Annotated in this window: 13 protein-coding genes and 1 tRNA gene; 6 read left to right on the top strand and 8 right to left on the bottom strand. The window is 59.2% G+C overall.

Annotated features, from left to right (window positions below; all coding sequences use genetic code 11):
• Positions 1-258: 258 nt before the first annotated feature.
• The 3 genes from HG800_RS05490 to HG800_RS05480 all read left to right on the top strand — a co-directional run bounded on the left by HG800_RS05490 (position 259) and on the right by HG800_RS05480 (position 1,970).
• Complete coding sequence (locus HG800_RS05490; RefSeq protein ID WP_169974614.1) at positions 259-1,407, top strand: dienelactone hydrolase family protein; 1,149 nt, start codon at positions 259-261, stop codon at positions 1,405-1,407.
• Between the two features lie 71 nt (positions 1,408-1,478).
• A tRNA-Pro gene (locus tag HG800_RS05485) sits at positions 1,479-1,553 on the top strand.
• Between the two features lie 177 nt (positions 1,554-1,730).
• The gene (locus tag HG800_RS05480; RefSeq protein ID WP_169974612.1) at positions 1,731-1,970 is read left to right on the top strand and encodes a hypothetical protein; all 240 of its coding nucleotides are present in this window, start codon (positions 1,731-1,733) and stop codon (positions 1,968-1,970) included.
• Here HG800_RS05480 and HG800_RS05475 read toward each other — a convergent pair.
• The 8 genes from HG800_RS05475 to HG800_RS05440 all read right to left on the bottom strand — a co-directional run bounded on the left by HG800_RS05475 (position 1,956) and on the right by HG800_RS05440 (position 14,487).
• Positions 1,956-3,170, bottom strand: a complete 1,215-nt coding sequence (locus HG800_RS05475) for an ABC transporter permease (RefSeq protein WP_206352143.1) — start codon at positions 3,168-3,170, stop codon at positions 1,956-1,958. The genes HG800_RS05480 and HG800_RS05475 overlap by 15 nt on opposite strands.
• Positions 3,164-3,814, bottom strand: coding sequence for an ABC transporter ATP-binding protein (locus tag HG800_RS05470; RefSeq protein ID WP_206352159.1), 651 nt, complete (start codon positions 3,812-3,814; stop codon positions 3,164-3,166). Before HG800_RS05470 ends, HG800_RS05475 begins: the two co-directional genes overlap by 7 nt.
• A 92-nt stretch (positions 3,815-3,906) precedes the next feature.
• The gene (locus HG800_RS05465) at positions 3,907-5,208 is read right to left on the bottom strand and encodes an efflux RND transporter periplasmic adaptor subunit (RefSeq protein ID WP_169974610.1); all 1,302 of its coding nucleotides are present in this window, start codon (positions 5,206-5,208) and stop codon (positions 3,907-3,909) included.
• 38 nt (positions 5,209-5,246) lie between these two features.
• Positions 5,247-5,954 (bottom strand): hypothetical protein, encoded by a 708-nt coding sequence (locus HG800_RS05460; protein ID WP_235963340.1) that lies wholly within the window; start codon positions 5,952-5,954, stop codon positions 5,247-5,249.
• A gap of 1,092 nt (positions 5,955-7,046) precedes the next feature.
• A complete protein-coding gene (locus HG800_RS05455) occupies positions 7,047-7,925 on the bottom strand; it encodes an alpha/beta hydrolase (protein WP_169974608.1) in 879 nt (292 codons plus the stop codon).
• Positions 7,926-7,994: 69 nt separating this feature from the next.
• A complete protein-coding gene (locus tag HG800_RS05450) occupies positions 7,995-9,419 on the bottom strand; it encodes a DUF1501 domain-containing protein (RefSeq protein ID WP_169975433.1) in 1,425 nt (474 codons plus the stop codon).
• A 46-nt stretch (positions 9,420-9,465) separates the two neighbouring features.
• Positions 9,466-12,573 carry a PSD1 and planctomycete cytochrome C domain-containing protein gene (locus HG800_RS05445; protein WP_169974606.1) on the bottom strand — a complete coding sequence of 1,036 codons (3,108 nt, stop codon included), beginning with the start codon at positions 12,571-12,573 and terminating at the stop codon, positions 9,466-9,468.
• A gap of 405 nt (positions 12,574-12,978) precedes the next feature.
• On the bottom strand, positions 12,979-14,487 hold the full coding sequence (locus HG800_RS05440; RefSeq protein WP_206352142.1) for a hypothetical protein: 1,509 nt from the start codon (positions 14,485-14,487) through the stop codon (positions 12,979-12,981).
• Positions 14,488-15,187: 700 nt separating this feature from the next.
• Here HG800_RS05440 and HG800_RS05435 point away from each other — a divergent pair.
• From HG800_RS05435 to HG800_RS05425, 3 genes are all read left to right on the top strand, one after another.
• On the top strand, positions 15,188-15,361 hold the full coding sequence (locus HG800_RS05435) for a hypothetical protein (RefSeq protein WP_169974604.1): 174 nt from the start codon (positions 15,188-15,190) through the stop codon (positions 15,359-15,361).
• 170 nt (positions 15,362-15,531) lie between these two features.
• Entirely contained in the window at positions 15,532-16,377 is an 846-nt protein-coding gene (locus tag HG800_RS05430; RefSeq protein ID WP_169974602.1) for a hypothetical protein, read from the top strand.
• Positions 16,378-16,492: 115 nt separating this feature from the next.
• The gene (locus HG800_RS05425) at positions 16,493-17,632 is read left to right on the top strand and encodes an HAD family hydrolase (protein WP_206352141.1); all 1,140 of its coding nucleotides are present in this window, start codon (positions 16,493-16,495) and stop codon (positions 17,630-17,632) included.
• Positions 17,633-17,649 lie beyond the last annotated feature (17 nt).

Genomic DNA, 17,649 nt, shown 5'->3' with positions numbered 1-17,649 from the left:
TCTGCTCCTTGTGGAAATCCAGCTCGATCAGGTGATTTCCCTTCTTCGCTGAGGTTACTCGCAGAACGAAGCGTACGGCAACGGCTCGGCTCCTAGGTGATTGCAAGAATCGACCGGGTGAACCGTGCTGCATTCACGAATGGGCTTCGCTGCCCTCCGTAAATCCTGGCACCGCAGGGGAGCAATCACTGAAGACGATGCGGTATAACATCACAATCAGCCCTTGCTCAGCGACTTCTCTGGCCGGAGACGCATCTCGTGGAACCCAATATGATCGGGGCCTATGGTCCCTGGGCCGCATCACTCGTGGGCGAAGGACCCGCGCGTCTCTCGTTCCGGCACCCTCGGTTTGGGTCGGAAGACCTCGACGCCTGGCGGAGAGAGGCGCTGGATCGCGTCGCCGACCTGTTGATCGAACCCGAGGCCGGAGGGGTTCCCCGGGCCGCGGTCCAGCACCGCTTCGAATATGACGGTCTGCTCGTCGAGCATCTGAGCTGGCAGCTCCCTTACGGCCCACCCACCGAAGCCGTCTTGCTCAAGCCCGCCCAGGCCACGGGCCGCCTGCCCGCCGTGCTTGCCCTGCACGATCACGGCGGCAATAAGGCCTTCGGCTGGCGGAAGATCGCCCAGATCAGCGACGATCTACACCCGATCATGCGCGAGCATCGCGAACGCGATTACGGCGGAGTCAGCTGGGCCAATGAACTGGCCAAGCGTGGGTATGTGGTGCTTGTTCACGATACGTTCGCCTTCGCGAGCCGTCGCATCCGCCTGGCCGACGTTCCTCGGGTTCTCAAGGGAGATCTTGAAGAAGTCCGCCCCGAGTCGGTGGAGGAGATTGAGGCGTACAACCGCTTCGCCTCAGCTCACGAGAGCGTCATGGCCAAAAGTCTCTTCTGCGCCGGTACGACCTGGCCGGGCGTTTTCCTGGCTGAGGACCGTCGCGCGCTCGATTACCTCTGCTCTCGTCCCGATGTCGACCCTGACCACGTCGGCTGCGCCGGACTCTCCGGCGGCGGACTCCGGACCGTCTACCTCGCCGGTACCGACGAACGCATCGCCGCCGCCTGCTGCGTCGGGATGATGAGCACCTGGCGCGACTACCTCCTGTACAAGAGCCATACTCACACCTGGATGATCTACATCCCCGGCCTCCCCCGCGACCTCGATTATCCCGAGATCCTCGGTCTCCGCGTCCCCCGCCCGACCCTCGTCCAATTCGATGAGGAAGATTCCCTGTTCACCCTTCCCGAAATGCGCCGCTCCGACCAGATCCTCACCGATCTCTACACCAAGGCCGGCTCTCCCGACCGCTACCGCGGTACTTTCTACCCCGGCCCCCACAAATTCGACCTCCCTATGCAAGCCGAAGCCTTCGACTGGTTCGATCACTTTCTCACCGTTTGACCCCCACTCCTTGACCGCAGTTGACAGCCGCTGCCAAACCCTTATAATCACGCTCGTCATCTCGACAGTAACGGGGCGTAGCTCAGCTTGGCTAGAGCGCACGGTTCGGGTCCGTGAGGTCGGAGGTTCAAATCCTCTCGCCCCGACTTTTTTCAAATCTCGCCGAATCCTGGACTTAGGATACTTGTCCGTGGACGGCTTCGCGGCCCGACAGCTCCAATGAATCCGGTAATTTCCGGGTTTGGGGTGCAAAGGGTTCGCAGCATGTCTGTTCGAATCCCCTCCTACCGCCTTCCGGCCGCGTCGTCGTCACGGTGACCGGCATGGATGATTATCTCGGGGCCCATAACTCGGCCGAGAGCCGACGAAATTACAAGCTCGTTGCCGAGTGGCAGGCTCGGCCGGTCCCCGCGGAATCCATCGAGGAAGAAGTCCAGAACACGCCCGACCTGACGGTCAACGAGCTGCTGCTGGCCTACTCGGACCATGCCCGTGCGTCGTTCGTCAAAGACGGTCAGCCCACTCGGGGCGCCACAGAAAATCAATGTTTATTCGTGTCTTAGCGCATCAATTGGATTGAGCAATGCGGCTTTCAGAGCAGGAAGAATGCCGAAGATCACTCCTGTACCGGCGGAGATACCGAAGCCTAACGCGACGGCCCAGAGCGGAACGGCCACATCAACCATCTGCGGGTGGAGACTGACGATGGCCGTGATGGCATAGCCAAGGCCAACACCGAGGCCGCCGCCGAGGAGACTGAGGCCGACGGCCTCGGTCAAGAACTGGAGCATGATGTCGCGTCGACGAGCGCCAACGGCTTTGCGAAGGCCGATCTCTCGGGTTCGTTCGGTGACGCTGACGAGCATTACGTTCATGATCCCGATGCCGCCGACGAGGAGTGAGATGCCAACGATCCCGGCAAGCACCGCCGTCGCCGCAATGCTGATGCTGTTGAAGGCTGTCAGCAGTTCGTCTTGCGTACGGATTTGAAAGTCGTTCGGCTGATACGCTTCGAGACGGTGCCGGCGTCGGAGCAAGCTGACAATCTGAGCCTTGGCCTCGGGGACCTGCTCCTCGTCCAGGGCTCGGGCGGTCAGGGCGATGGACGTTCTGGCAGCCGGGTACATCGTCAGGGCCACGGTATAGGGAATCAACACGAGGTCATCCTGGCTATTCCCTAACACGCTTCCCTTTTCGGCGAGGATTCCTACAACCCGGAACCGTCGTCCGTCGACGAGAAGCGTTCGGCCAACGAGGTCATCTCCCGCGTCGAGCTTACGCAGAACTTCTCGGCCGAGGATGCAGACGGGATGGCGACGCTCGACATCGAGGAACGCAAAGGGGCGGCCCACCTCGACAGGTAGGTTGCGGATCGCATGGTACTCGGCAGAGACGCCCTCGAGTTGGGTCGTCACCTCGGTCCGGCCGAGCGCCACGGCTACCGAGGGTCTGGGGATCAGGGGGGAAATGGAACGCAGCGTGGAGCACTCGGTCCGGAGTGCCTCGACATCCCGGAGATCGAGTGTCACCCGACCGAGGCGCTTGCCCGCCTCCCCTCCGGGGCGTTCCGGCCAGATCCACATGGCATTCGTCCCGAGCCCCTGCAGGAACTCGGCCACGTAGCCAGTGAACCCTTGAACGACGCTAACGACGGTGATCGTCGAGGTTACTGCGATGACGATTCCCACAACCGTCAGGACCGATCGTAGCTTGTTCGCCCAGATCTGTTCGATGGCCGTGTGGACATTCGCGAGAATCAGCATCCGATGACTCCCCCGTTCGGATCGTCGGACTCGATCCGGCCGTCTCGGAGTCGTACAACCCGGCGGCAGCGAGCGGCGATGTCCGGCTCGTGGGTGACGAGGACGATGGTCTGCCCCTTCGCGTGGAGGTCGTCAAAGAGGTCGAGGATTTCTCCGCTTGTGCGGGTGTCGAGGTTCCCCGTAGGCTCGTCGGCCAGGATGAGCGCAGGTTTCTGCACGAGGGCCCGAGCAATCGCGACCCGCTGCCGCTGCCCACCTGACATCTGGTTCGGGCGGTGCTCCATGCGGTCGGCCAGGCCGACCTGGCGTAACGCCTCCTCGGCCCTGGCGCGACAATCTCGGACGCCGGAATAGACCAGAGGGAGCTCGACGTTTCTCAGCGCCGTCTGCCTCGGCAATAACTCGAACGTTTGGAAGACGAAGCCGATCCGCCGACCTCGCTCCCTGGCCTGCTCTGACTGGGAAAGGCGGGCCACGTCCCGACCAGCGAGCCAATACTGGCCGCTCGTCGGAACGTCGAGCAAGCCAACGATATTCATCAGGGTGGATTTACCCGATCCCGAAGGCCCCATGATCGCCACGAACTCGTTGGCATCAATCCGGAGATCGACGCCGTCGAGGGCTCGGACCTTCTCCGCTCCCATCAGATAGGTTTTCGTGATTTGTTGAAGAAGGATCACCGGTGACGACTCGCCAGCGGCGACCGCCGTGTCGTGCGGAAGAGGGTCGTTAGCGATCACGGTGTTGGCTCGATCTCGGTGTCCGTCCCGGGTTTGACCACGATGATCGGGTCACCGTCCTTGAGTTCGTCGAGGGTGCGGAATGGTCCAACGATAACGAGTTCGTCGGGCTCGAGTCCGCTCCGAATCTCGACGCGGCGTTCGTCACTCAAGCCGACTTCGACAGGACGGGCTCGGGCCTTCCCTTCGAGTGCTACAAATGACGTCGTCACATAACGTGAGCCGAGATCCGTGACCGCCTCACCGGGGGCGAGCGGATGACGATCAAGCCAGGACTGGACGGAGGGGGAGTCCGGGAGGTCTTTCCGCCTGCGTTGCACAACGGCCTGGACAGGCACACTCAGAACCTCAGCGGCGCGGCGGACCTCGATCTCGACCGTGGCCGTCATCCCCGGGCGGAGGGGCGACTGATCGCCACCCTCGTCACGGATGATCGTCTCGAAGGTAACGACCTCCTGCTTCAGCCTTCCCCGAGGTGCAACGCGAACAACGACGCCGGGAATTGCAGCAAGGAGGTCCGCCTGGAGATAGATTCGGGCGGGTTGGCCGTTCTGAACCAGGGGAACGTCGGTCTCATCCACATCGGTACGAACCTGCATGAGGTCCGGGTTGAGAATGGACATCAGGAGGGCTCCCGGCAGATTCGTCGTGCCGGCAATGGCAACCTCCCCGACCTCGACTTCGCAGTCGGCGACGACACCATCAATCGGGGCCCGGATCTCCGTATATTGCAATTCCTGCTGGCTCATTCGCCGCATGGCCTCGCTCTCGATTAACTCGTTGCGGGCCACGTCGAGTGAGGCCTGGGACTTGGCCAGGACGCTCCGGGCGTCGGCCAGTTCGGTCGGTGTTGCGACGTTTCGGGTGGCCAACGTCCCCGTCCGATCAAGATCGCGCGTGGCCTTCTGAACATCTTCCTCGGCATCCACAATGAGAGCACGGAGGCGATCGATCCTCGCCTCGGCCGATGCGAGCCGGGCCTGGGCCTCTGTTGGGTCGAGTTGCACAAGCAGGTCACCCGCAGAGACGCGATCACCATCCTCGACATACACCGCCACAACCCGGCCAACCACCTGAGGGGCAATCTCGGCCTCCTCGACCGGCTCGACCTTGCCGGTGGCCGAGATCGTCTCCACAATCTCGGCCCGGACGGGGGTCGCCAGCTCGACCTCGCGTGGCGGTGTTCGCATCAGTTGCCAGTCAAGCTCGTAAAGTCCCCCGTCCCGCCGGAGGTTTGCGGCGGCAAGGGCAACGACCAGAATGATCATGCCGGATCCAAGGAGCAAGCTTCGTCGCATCGTCGTCGGGTCCTCTCGATCCGCCAGCCTTTCGGTCGTTAACGAGGTATCAATGTCGCCCGGATGGCGGCACCGCAAAGAGTCGCTGTCGCAATTCGGAGCGATGACTCAATCCCCCAGAGTAGCAGACAGGCCCCTCCCGCCGTCACTGGACCGACCAGACCAAGCCTCCAGCCTGACCGTCCGACAGCGATCCAGCCGAGGATGGCGAAGAGGTCGAACTGCCTCATGGCAATCCAGGAGGCTGCCGGATAGGCTCCGAACGGAAGCCACAGGACAAGTGAGGTCTCAATCTCCGAACGGTCTAACACAATCATCAGTGCGACTCGGACTCCAAGGCCGATCACCCAGAACCATTGGGCCTCCGCCACTCCAACCAACGCCTCGGCAAACCGAACCGGCCTGCCCGAGAGCGCAGCAATGGCGGCAAATCCCGAGGCGGCAAGCAATGCCCTCAACGCCGGGACGAACGGCTCAACAACGAAGTCACCGACAGCCGACAGGACTGCCCAGAATTGTAAACTCGACCGCTGGTTTTCGATCGCCCGCCGGATGTCTGCCTCGGCCACCTCGCCGAACGATTGTTCCTCTACCCGAGCGGCCCCCCGCTCGACCGCATCAGCCAGCGACCTCCCCCGCAGCCCTGAGGCCCAGCATGCCGCATGAATAAGTAGCATGGCCGCCATGATTGCAACGAGTGTCGATCCGGCCGAGGAGGCGGTTCGATCCGACTCGGATTCGGTCATGGCGTGATCTCGATGTTCAGGAACATATCGACTACGGGACCGGGCTGCAGCCATCCGTTGAGCGCTGTACCCCAATAGTTTAAGCAAAGTTTCGCCCGAGTCGAATTCATTGGTCGTCAACCTACCGGTTGCGGTCTCTTGATGACGAAACTCGCTCGCTCCTACTCTGCGCTCTCGCGAGTGAATGCATTTGGTTGTTGACGCACATCTTCCCCAGACTGATAGTCGATTTCTGGATGGATTGAACTCTTTCGCGGTTCGTGAACACATCCGACCCGATGGCGAATCGCCCCTCGGCAAAACGCTTTCTCCGCATGAATAAAGAACACTGCGAGAAATAATCATATTATTGTTAATAACATTTTTATATTTGATTTATTATTCTATTGACCACACCCTCCGTGACGGCCTGATTCCCGATTGCTCCCCACCCCGGGCGATGCTAGTTCCCAAGAACCTGTAGTGCTCGAAGGCGAATGACCACTTCCGCTACCGCCCAATCGAGAACCCAGGCAGAACGAGATTACAATCGTTCATGCGATTAAATCGTAGAACCAATAAGTGGTAACCCTGGCGGCGTAACCGATGCTGCAATAGAACCCACGAATTGACCCTGTGCACTCGCCAAATTTTGGGTGCGGCATTCGCGGGACCGCAAGTTGTCTCCCGACGCCAACCTGCCTCAACCGCCCCAGCCTAGGGGACACGGCCATCTGCCAGCCAAGGCCCCCACATTGAGCGAAGACATCCTTGAACGAACTTAAGTAAATTCACTAAATTGATTGATGGAGATACGCAATCCTTGCCTTTATTACTTGCAACATGTGATGCGTTTTAGCCCCAGAAAAGTTAGGCCGTTTTTTCAATCAATCGACCGATCTTCCAATAATGTCGAGACCGCAATGAGGACACACAATGAGATGAATGCCGTCAGTGGTGAGTTCCCTCAAAACGCCCTACAGGGCCCAAGCAACAATGGGGTTTCGAAGAGTGGAGCCAGCGACTAGTTCCGGAAAAAATGGTGGCTGACACAAAATAGCAAGAACCCCAAAAATTATCATAATAATCACGAAACCTTACAATAATAACCCTTTAGCGAATGACGTATCTGTTCAGAAAATTGAACATCTCTTGGGTAACAGGATCTTCCGGCTCTCCCAGATCGTCGTTCAAGCGGCTATGGTTGCTGTCGCCCTTTCCATATGTGGTAACCGGAATCTCGGCATCCTTCAGCGCAGCCTCGAGACACAAAGCCTGAGCCCTCGTCTCGGGATTGCCGCTGAAGTAGAGGATGAGGAAGGGCGGAATTCCCCTATTCTTCGCAACATGCGTTACCGCCGAGAAATCGACGTGTTTATTGGGATCATTCCCGAACTTTTGCCGATGACCGAATGTGAACATCTCGCCGCCGTAAAGGGCCTGCCGGAACTCGGCGGTCATGATGATTTTCGGAATGTCGTAGGTATCTCCGTCAACCGGGATACAGCCTTTGAGGGCATCGAAGGGTACGCCCTGAGCGCCGAGATATCGCGTGTCGGTGCAGAGCAGAGCGGCGATCTGGGCGCCGGCGGAATGACCACCGACAACAATCCGCTTGGGATCACCTCCGTACTCGGCGATGTTCCTGTGCACCCAACCGATCGCCTGGGCGACGTCGTTCATCAGCGTTTCCATATCCACATCGGGGAGGAGGCGATAGTTCGTGGAAACAAAGAGAAACCCTCGATCGGTCAAGACCTTGGGCTTCAAGGCGACATCACTCTTATCACCGGTTTGCCATCCACCGCCATGAATCCAGAAGACGACCGGAAGGCTTTGCTCAGCATCTTCCTCGGGCGTGTAGACATCCAAGACGTGGCGTTCGTGACCATTCTCGACATAGGGGATGTCAGTCTTGACCTCCTGGGCCCTGGATGTTGTGCAAGGGGGGAGTAGTGCCAAGACAATCAATGCGATCCGTTGTTGATTCATCTCAAACGCTCTCTCACTCGATTCAATCGAAGTCAGGGACTCCAGCGACGAAGACCGCGATCATTTCGATCACGCCAGCAGGGGCTTTACGACACGAGCATGCTCAACTCCGGTGAGCTTGAAGTCCAGCCCTTGGTAGCGGTAGGTGAATTGCTCGTGGTCGATTCCGAGGAGGTGGAGGATTGTGGCGTGCAGGTCGCGGACGTGGACGGGGTCCTCCACAACATTGAAGCTAAAGTCATCGGTGGCACCGTGGGTGAGGCCCGCCTTAATCCCTCCGCCGGCGAGCCAGACGGTAAAGCAACGAGGATGATGGTCGCGTCCAGCTTCGGGGCTGTCCCATTGGCCCTGGCCGGCAACACCTCGGCCGAACTCACCACCCCAGACGACGAGCGTTTCGTCGAGCAGCCCTCGGCGCTTCAAGTCTTTCACCAAGGCGGCACTTGCCTGGTCGGTGTCGCGACAACGGGCGGTGCACCACGATTTCAAGCGGCTGTGATGGTCCCAATCGGGATGAAAGAGTTGGACAAACCGCACGCCACGCTCGACGAGTCGACGAGCGAGGATACAGTTGGCAGCATAAGTTCCGGGCCGTCGCGAGTCGGGGCCGTACAGCTCGAAGACTTCCTCGGGTTCGTCGCTGAGGTCGCTCAGCTCCGGAACGCTTGACTGCATCTGCCAGGCCATCTCGTACTGCTGGATCCGTGTCGCGATTTCGGGGTCGCCTGTTTCGTCCAGATGGAATTGGTTCAGTTCTCCGAGTCCGTCAAGCATGCCTCGGCGGAGATGTCGGGGCATACCTTTGGGGTCCCGAAGATAGAGAACCGGATCACGAGCATTGCGGAGCTTGACACCCTGGTAACGAGATGGGAGGAAGCCACTGCCCCAGTAGTGGTCGTAAAGCGGCTGGTCACTCGGCCGCTGCATCCGAGAGATGAGAACGAGGTAATCCGGCAAGTCGCGGTTCTCGCTGCCAAGTCCGTAGCTCGTCCAACCGCCAATGCTCGGACGACCGGCAAGCTGATGCCCGGTCAGGAACTTCGTCATCGCCGGGGCATGGTTAATCTGATCGGTAACCATCGATTTGACGAAGCAGAGATCGTCGACCACTTCGGAGAGGTAGGGGAGCCACTCCCCGATCGTCGCGCGACACTCACCGAACCGAGCAAATCGGGTCCGGGAAGGCATGATCAACTGCTTTTGGTTGGCTGTCATCGTGGTGACGCGCTGCCCTTGTCGGACGCTCTCGGGCAGTTCTTTGCCAGCCCAATGCTCCAGCCCAGGCTTGTGGTCGAACAGCTCGATCTGGGAGGGCCCGCCCGACTGGGTCAGGAAGATGACTTGCTTCGCACGGGGTGGAAAATGGGGAAGACCAGGCAGTCCTGCGAGTGTTCTCTGTCCAACCAGAGCCGCGGCGGCCGCGTCTATCACGCCAAGCGCGATGGCTCCCAGGCCGACACCGGTGCAGCGGCCGAGGAAATAGCGGCGGGACATTGCAACTCGCTTCGCACTGACCGGATCAGGATGGAGGTCGGGGAAGTCATTCACGGGAGATCGCCTCGTCCAGATTATAGACCATGCTGGCGACGACGGTGAAAGCGGCGCGTTCGGGGACTGAACTCACCGAACTGGACCCGGTATTGCCCAACCCATCGAGCAATGCTACGGCATCGTCGGGAGTCTGCGTGTAGTAACGAGCGGCGCGATCGTACTCTCGAAGGAGAATGTCCATCTCGTCGGGCCCTGGCGGCCGAGAGAGGATCCGGGAAACGATAAAGCCAAGGCGTTCGTCGACTCCCTCGCATTCAGTCATCGCAAGACGGGCCAGCTCCGCGGAGGCCTCAAGCATGCCTCGATCGTTGAGCAAAGTGAGCGCGTGGAGTGGTGTATTGGTCCGTCGAGGCATGACCTCGCAGACGCGCCGCTGGGCGCTGTCGAAGAGGAAGGTGGGTGCTGCCGATCGCCTCCAAAACGCATAAAGGGTTCGCCGATACTGGGCAGGCCCCTGACTCGGCTCGTAACGGAGCCGTCCCATGAACATTTCTTCCCAGACTCCCTCTGGCTGATATGGCCGCACCGGAGGGCCACCGATCGCAATGTTGAGCAGACCACTGGACCGAAGGGCCGCATCGCGGATCATCCAGCTTGGCAGCCGAAAGCGGGGAGCTCGGGCCAGCAAGCGGTTCTCAGGATCACGCTCTCGAATTTCCTCACGGAACTGACTGGACTGACGGTAGGTCTCGCTGGTAACGATCAATCGGAGGATGTGACGCACGTCCCAGTCGTGGTCCATGAACTCGACGGCAAGCCAGTCGAGGAGATCAGGGTGCGTCGGCGGCTCGCCCTGGGAGCCAAAGTCCTCAGGGGTGCGGACCAGGCCCTCTCCGAAGCACAGTTGCCAGAGCTGATTCACGACCACCCGGGCAGTCAGCGGATTCTCGCGTGCCACCAGCCATTCGGCCAGATCGAGCCGTGAACGGGTCTGATCCGAGAGCCGAGGCGAGATTGCTTCCGGAACTGCTGGGACAACTGGCTCGCCCTTCTGATCCCAAACCCCACGCTCGAGGATGTGGGTTGTGCGAAGTGTCTCCCGATCGGCAAGCACCATCACTTCCACCGGCCCTGCAGCCTTGCGTACTTCGTCAAGTTGCCGCTGCGCAAGGTCGAGCATGGCCCGCTCATGCTGATAGGCATGGTGGTCAATGAGGTACTGCTCAAAAAGGTCTTCCCGCAATTCAGAGCAGATCGTACCGAGATTCTCGGTCTTTGCTTCGGCGAGCCGTTGAAGCGGCATCGGTTCGAGTGAGCGGACGGCGGCTCCCGGTTGATCGGTCACGGAAACGCGAAATCGGGCGATATTGGCATCCCCTAGCGTCGAGCGGTGGAGCATGACGAAGACAAGTTCCTCGTCCTCCTCCAGGGTGAGAGGGGCCTCGAGTTCGAAGACGGCCACGTGAGGTTGATCTCGCCCCTCCGGGCCGGTCGTCCAGCCGTTGCGTGGATCGTCATCGAGCGTGTCGAGAACTCGGCCGTAATCGCGTCCTCTGACTTCGCGCTCGGCGTCGGCAATGGCTCCCGTAAGCGAGATGGAGCGAACCTGGGACCGACCTCGCCGACGCACCTGCAACTTCACGTCGGTGAGGATGAACTCCCCACTCTTTCCCCTGGACAGAAGATTTCGATCGCCATGGGAGATGGGGAGGACTTCGAGCCGGATGCCGGTGATTCGGTCAAGGTCAGGCAATCCAATAATTCGGTAATCGTCCTGTTGTGGGTTGGGGCCGCCAGCATCAATGATCCCGTCGTCCCCCTGGGTGAGCACAGTTCCCTCGACCGACTCGAGCATTGTCGGCTGGAGGGTATGCCAGGGCTGGAATCCCAGGAGCACCTGCTCCATCTGATCCTTGAGCCAGTCATCGAACCCGCTCCGAGCCTCCTGGCGTGCTAACTGTTCCGTCGTCAGTCGCTTCGATAACGTTTCCTCGGCCTCACGAAGAGCGCGAGCCGCATAAGGCGACTCATAGGTCAAATAGGGCTTGGCAGCTCGACCTGCCTGACCATCCTCGTCAATACTGTTAAAGAACGCAAACAGCTCGTAGTAATCTGCATGCGAGATCGGGTCGAACTTGTGAGCGTGGCATTGAGCGCAACCGAGGGTCATTCCAAGCCAGACCGTACCGGTGGTGTTGACCCGATCGATGACGTAATCAATCCGAGACTCTTCGGGGTCACGCCCCCCCTCACCGTTGGTCATGTGGTTGCGATGAAACGCGGTAGCCAGAACCTGCTCGGATGTGGCGTCGGGAAGCAGGTCGCCCGCGAATTGCTCGATGGTGAACTGATCGAACGGCATGTTGTGACGAAATGCGTCGATGACCCAGTCACGCCAGGGCCAATTGTCACGGACCGCATCCTGCTGGAAGCCGTCGGTGTCCGCATACCGGGCTGCGTCGAGCCACCACATTGCCATCCGCTCACCATGATGGGGTGATTCCAGAAGGCGGTCGACCATCCCTCGATACGCCTCGGGTGATGGGTCGGCGACGAACACCTCAACGTCCTCTGGTGTGGGAGGGAGTCCCGTGAGGTCGAAGGAAAGGCGGCGCACCAGGGTATGCGGTGAAGCCTCCGGAGCGAGATCCAGGCCCTCACGACGAAGCATGCTGCGGATGAAGGCGTCGATCGGATGGATGCGGTCCTCATGGGGTTCGATCTCGGGAACCTCAGGCCGCTGCGGGGGGACGAACGACCAGTGCGGCTCGTACTCAGCCCCGGAAGCAATCCATACGCGAAGAAGTTCCTTCTGATCGTCGGTGAGTGTCTTATGCGATTCCGGCGGAGGCATGACATCAAGTTCATCGTCCGACTCAACGCGGTAGAGCAGTTCGCTCAGCTCGGGATCGCCTGGCACCAGGGCCGCATAGCCACCCCGATCTGCCACTGCTGCCTCGAACATGTCGAGGCGGAGATCTGCCTTTCGGCTTGCCGGGTCGGGGCCATGGCAAGAAAAACAGTTCTCTGAGAGGATTGGCCGGATGTCTCGGTTGTAGGAAGGAACGTCCGACGAAGCTCGGGCCGAGGTCAGACACGAGCAAGAGGCCAGGAGGAGCGCAAATTCTTGAACACGTCGCTGGTGGGGGCCGGGCATGTCGGGGCGCTCAGGTCAGGCTCGTGACGGCCGTGGGTACAACCCAACACTCAATCGGTGGGTCCACAGACCTCGCTGCAGAGGAACGAGAGCACCGTCTCACGAGCTCGATGTTTCGGGTCGAAGGTACGGCACGAATGAATCCGAACCAGAAGAATCCACGAAGAATTCAGCCTATCGCCCTACCTGGATGATGTCCAGTTAGCGTCTCAAACATGCCGCTTGGAAGTCTCCTCTGAAATCGCACAACGAAACGACTGAACCTTGGAGAAATCCAACATCCCGTACCAAGACAAAATCAGAACGGCCAGGATGATAACGATCTCGTTCAGAACGGGAGCAGCACCGACCCATCACTGCGCAAGGTGGATTGAAGAAATGGAAATACCGTTGAGTAGGGTCGACTTAAAGATTCCGGAGCATCTCCAACGCGGCGGCTTCGAACAGAGCCTGCCACTCGGGTGCCACCAGACAATCGCAATCTTCCTGGGCAAAGCCCGGATTGACACGCTGGTCCACGGTGGGTGTGTAGAAGAGGTAGCCATTGGTGTAACCCGCAACGAATGCATGTGGGTCTCCCGTATCGTTTTTCACATTCAGGCCAATCTCGACCGTCAACTCACCAGGGAAAGTGACGAGTTTGAAGTCGCCAATCCGGAGGGCGCACATCTCAGCCTCAAGGGGAGCGTCACCTGCTCTTTTTGTTTCCAACTCATGCCTACGCAAAAGAGTGATGTTTGTGTTTATGCGTGTGAGTTCTTCCATAATCTTGATATTGGCAAGGTACGAATCGACCTGCGCACGATTCTCGGCGTCAAGTCGAGCGAAATCATCCCGACCCTGGGAAGACTCGTGAAGGTAGGAATGTGTCGAGCCCGATGGCGAGTTCGGGTCAAGACGTTGCTGGATCAAGAGGGGCAAAAAGGTCTCGAACTGAATGTTCGTCCCTTTCAGGGCATGAACGAGCCGAGAGCGTTCCTCTTCAAGGGCATTAATTCGCTTCTCAAAATCGGCGGCGCGAGGGAGGGTGATGACCCGTTGCTGGACCGCGAGCTGACCGTCAGCGACAGGGGTGATTGATCTCCATCGTTCGATTACACGGGCGCCGAGCAAATTCCCAAGTGGCTCGGCATCGGGTGGGTGAAGCACATCCTTGTATTGGACAGGGTTGATATCACCACCACATCCTTGCACGAAGAAGGCGATGACACCGTCACCGAGGGCTGATTCGATCAAGGCAGACGCAACACCTGGAAAGTCTGCGGATGACCCCTTGTCTGGAGGGTTCATGATCGGGTGGCAGGCAAACTGATAAAGAACCGCAAGAGGCCTTCCATCCTCCCGATCGATTCGCATTAGGCCGATTTGTGGATCAATCGGCCCGATCGAGGCGATGTCCTTGTCCCAGGCGAACGCATAGGCTCGTCTCATGTCGACCTGGCGTCCGTCATGAAGTGTCACTCGCCGGTTTTCGCTGATCCGGGTCTCGCTTCCCACACCGGCACCGACTTTCACAGGCACCAGCTTACGATAGGCCTCACGAACAGCCCGAACGACCAACTGATCGGAGTCGCTCCGAACGACTCCGTGGCAATGGCTGGCATTTACGATGACATGGGAAGGAGGAATCCCCGGATTTCGTTCCAACTCCAGACGGACAGATTCCATAAACGTATCAGGAATCGATCCGATTCCTCCGATCGCCACAGCGTCGACCGTCACCAGGACTGCCACTCGCTTTCCCTGACGAAGGACGAGGGCTTTCGCAAAGCAAGGATCGTTGACTTTTTCCGCATCAGGACTTGTGATCTCGATCTTCGCCACGCCAGCCAAGAGTTGCTCCGTCGCCGCTGCATCGGAGTTGGCCAAGACAGCCGTCGAGACGAGTGCGAGAATCAGGAAAGACAATTGCATTGTGAAAGAACCTCGGTAAGGGATCTCTTTTCCAACCCCGTTGTCGCACAGATCTGCCTTCACCTCCAGCCTCCAGTGATGGAAGTGATGGGAGTAGGAAACCTCAGGTCTGACATGGTAATGTCTCGTTCTGAGGAGGTCGGGAACGTGCGTCCCCCACCAACATGGTCAAGTACGAGACATAAATCGGCATCCTAGTCCACCCCTTCGTCGAGAAGAAGCTGATCATGGACATCGACCCTCACCAGCACGATCAGCAACGGCCTGACGGTCTGCCTCTTGCCGACGTCGGTCTTCCCTTTGCGCATTGAAACACGCGCCGATTGCGACATCGACCGGCGAAGACTCGCATGGATCGCTGGCTTATGGAATCAAATTCTGTCAGATCTCACATTATTTCATTTATTGAAAAAGACTGATTCTCTACCTTCTTGTCAGCCGCTGGCGGGCGGGCACTGGGAGATCTTGCTTGAGGCGTATAAATTCGTCGGTCTTGACACAATAGGTCAACCTTGGAGGCTTCGACCAGACCGATTTCCTCTCACCTCTGGGTCGGATCAGTCGTGAACTGCACTTCGACTTCTCCAGCGGCGAGTTATATTGGTAACTCAAGTCGGTCAGCTCCAGGCAGACCTCAGGGTACAGCAGACGGAGGTGGCCGACGTGTAGCGGGAACCGTTTCTCAAGCTACGGGCACCGAATGACTATCGAGCCCGACATCGACCACTTCGCGCGATCCCAACAGGAGCTATACGACAACTACTGGGAGTCTCGGCGTGCATCTCTCCTCGTCCAGCGCGACGAGGTTCTCTGCTGGTCGCTCGCCAGATTACAGAATTTCCGTCCGTTTCAGGAGATGGTCGGCCTTACCTGATCCGACACGATTGAGTCTTCTTTGAAGCGTACCTCGAGCGACCGCTGAGCTGGATCGGCTTCCGATCTACGGAGTGAGCGGATGGCCGAGTTCCCCAGCATTTGCCAATCCACCCGAAAGTGGGTAGAAGATTGGCTGAACGGAACACAACTGGGAGCCCTGATTCGATCATGATTGCCAAACGTCTCCTCGACTCAGTCGCTCTTGGTCTTGGGTTGGTTGGAACGCTGATTGCCCTGGTCCTTCTTGTTGGTGTCTGGTTCGCCGCCCATCGCGTTTCTGAAGCCATCGAACGGCTCGCTGCCTCGACCGATCGCGGTGTGGACCAGGCTTCGGAACTGATGGTTCAGGTCGAAGACCGCATCGAGGCCATCGAAGAACGTGTTCGTGCCGTGCCGGATCAGCTCCCAACGCTCGAATCGACCAACACCGGCTCGGACGAGGCCCTCGCGGTAAGCCTCGCCCGCGTCGCCGCGCTGGAGGCAGCCGCCCGAGAGTTGGAGGCGTGGGCGTCCCGCACCGAACAGGCCTCTGATCGACTGAGCGATGCTTCATCAGCTCTGGGCGATCTACCGTTCTCCTTGGGAAGGAGCAACGCGTCAATTTTCGGGATTGCCGACCGGCTCGACATGCTCTCAGCGGAGCTCATGGACGCTGTCAGCGAGCTTGACAATCTGCACACGGCGTTGGAAACGATCGCCCGGGCGACCGACCTCCCCGAACATGCGCGTCAATCCGTAGAGCGGCTTTCAACGACGACCTCTGCTCGCCTATCTTCCGCTGCCGACCGAGTCGAAGCCACTCAGGACCGGTTCGAGGAGGTCCGATCGGGGCTCATTGAACTGAGTCGTCGGGCCCGTACGTGGGTCCTGGGCACCGCCTTGGTCTTGACAGCCCTACTTGCCTGGCTGGGGATCGGCCAGGTGAGCCTGTTCTACCTCGGCTGGAGTTCCCGGAATGATCGGAATCCAGGAGCCAGGGATACTTCTTCGAACATCACTGATGACGGCGATTGATCGGCGACCGCCCCCATTGATTCAATGCGGGCCAACAGAGACAATCCTTGCCAGAGTACAGATAACAGAAAACAACCGCTCTCCCATCGTTTGGCAACTGCTCGGAGGTGATCCCGTGCGACTGAAGCTCACGATTGCGCTTTTTCTGATCGTGATAGGCTCCGTTACACCCCAGCTTCTCGCCGACGATCCACTTCCGTCGTGGAATGCAGGCCCGGCTAAGGAGTCGATCCTGTCGTTCGTCACCCGGGTGACGGACGAGGACGGCAAGGACTTCGTCCCCCCCGCTGAACGCATCGCCGTGTTTGACAACGATGGCACGCTCTGGCCGGAGAACCCGGTTCCGTTCCAGCTCGCGTTCGCGCTCGATGGGATCAAGGATCTCATCGCAACGAAACCAGAGGCAAAGGATGATCCCTTCGTAGAGGCGGCCTTGTCTGGGGACTTCGAGAAACTCCTTGCCGACAACCACCGGGGGCTGCTCCAGATCATCAGCCTCACGCACTCGGGAGTCACCGTGGAAGAGTTTGCAAGGCGGGTCGACAACTGGATGAGCTCGGCCGAGCATCCCCGCTACAGTCGACCCTACGACGAATGCGTGTACTTACCTATGCTCGAACTCCTGACCCTCCTGAGAGAAAACGGGTTCAAGACGTTCATCGTGTCCGGCGGTGGAGCTGATTTCATGCGCGTCTGGTCTGAGCGAGTCTACGGTATCCCTCCAGAGCAGGTCATCGGATCCCACGGACAGGTGACCTATGAGTTGCGTGATGGCAAGCCCCTCTTGGTGAAAACGCTCGATCACGTCTTTGTGGACGACAAGGATGGTAAGCCGGTGGGCATTCACCGATTCATCGGCCGCCGGCCGATCGCCTGCTTCGGAAACAGCGACGGTGACAAGGCGATGCTCGAATACACGACGATCGGCAACCCACACCCAAGCCTCGGCGTGATTATCCACCACACCGACGCCGATCGAGAATACGCCTACGACGCAGCTCCCAAGAGCACCGGAAAGCTCGTCGAGGCCCTAGCCGACGCACCAGAACGCGGCTGGGTCCTCGTTGACATGAAGGACGATTGGATTCACGTCCTGCGTCACCAGGCTGATTTCGAAAGACCAGCCCACTCCGTAAACGCCCTGGAGAAACAACGAGGCAACAATCGGGTGGCAGAAAAAACGCTGAGCATCGCCTCTCAGGAGGCATGCGTTCGATCGTTAATTTTCACAATAAATGGTATCAATTTTCGATAGGCTTGCTTCCACGTCGA

The sequence above is a fragment of the Tautonia rosea genome (assembly GCF_012958305.1).
Taxonomy (GTDB): Bacteria; Planctomycetota; Planctomycetia; order Isosphaerales; family Isosphaeraceae; genus Tautonia; species Tautonia rosea.
This window is presented reverse-complemented; position numbering and strand designations above follow the sequence as displayed.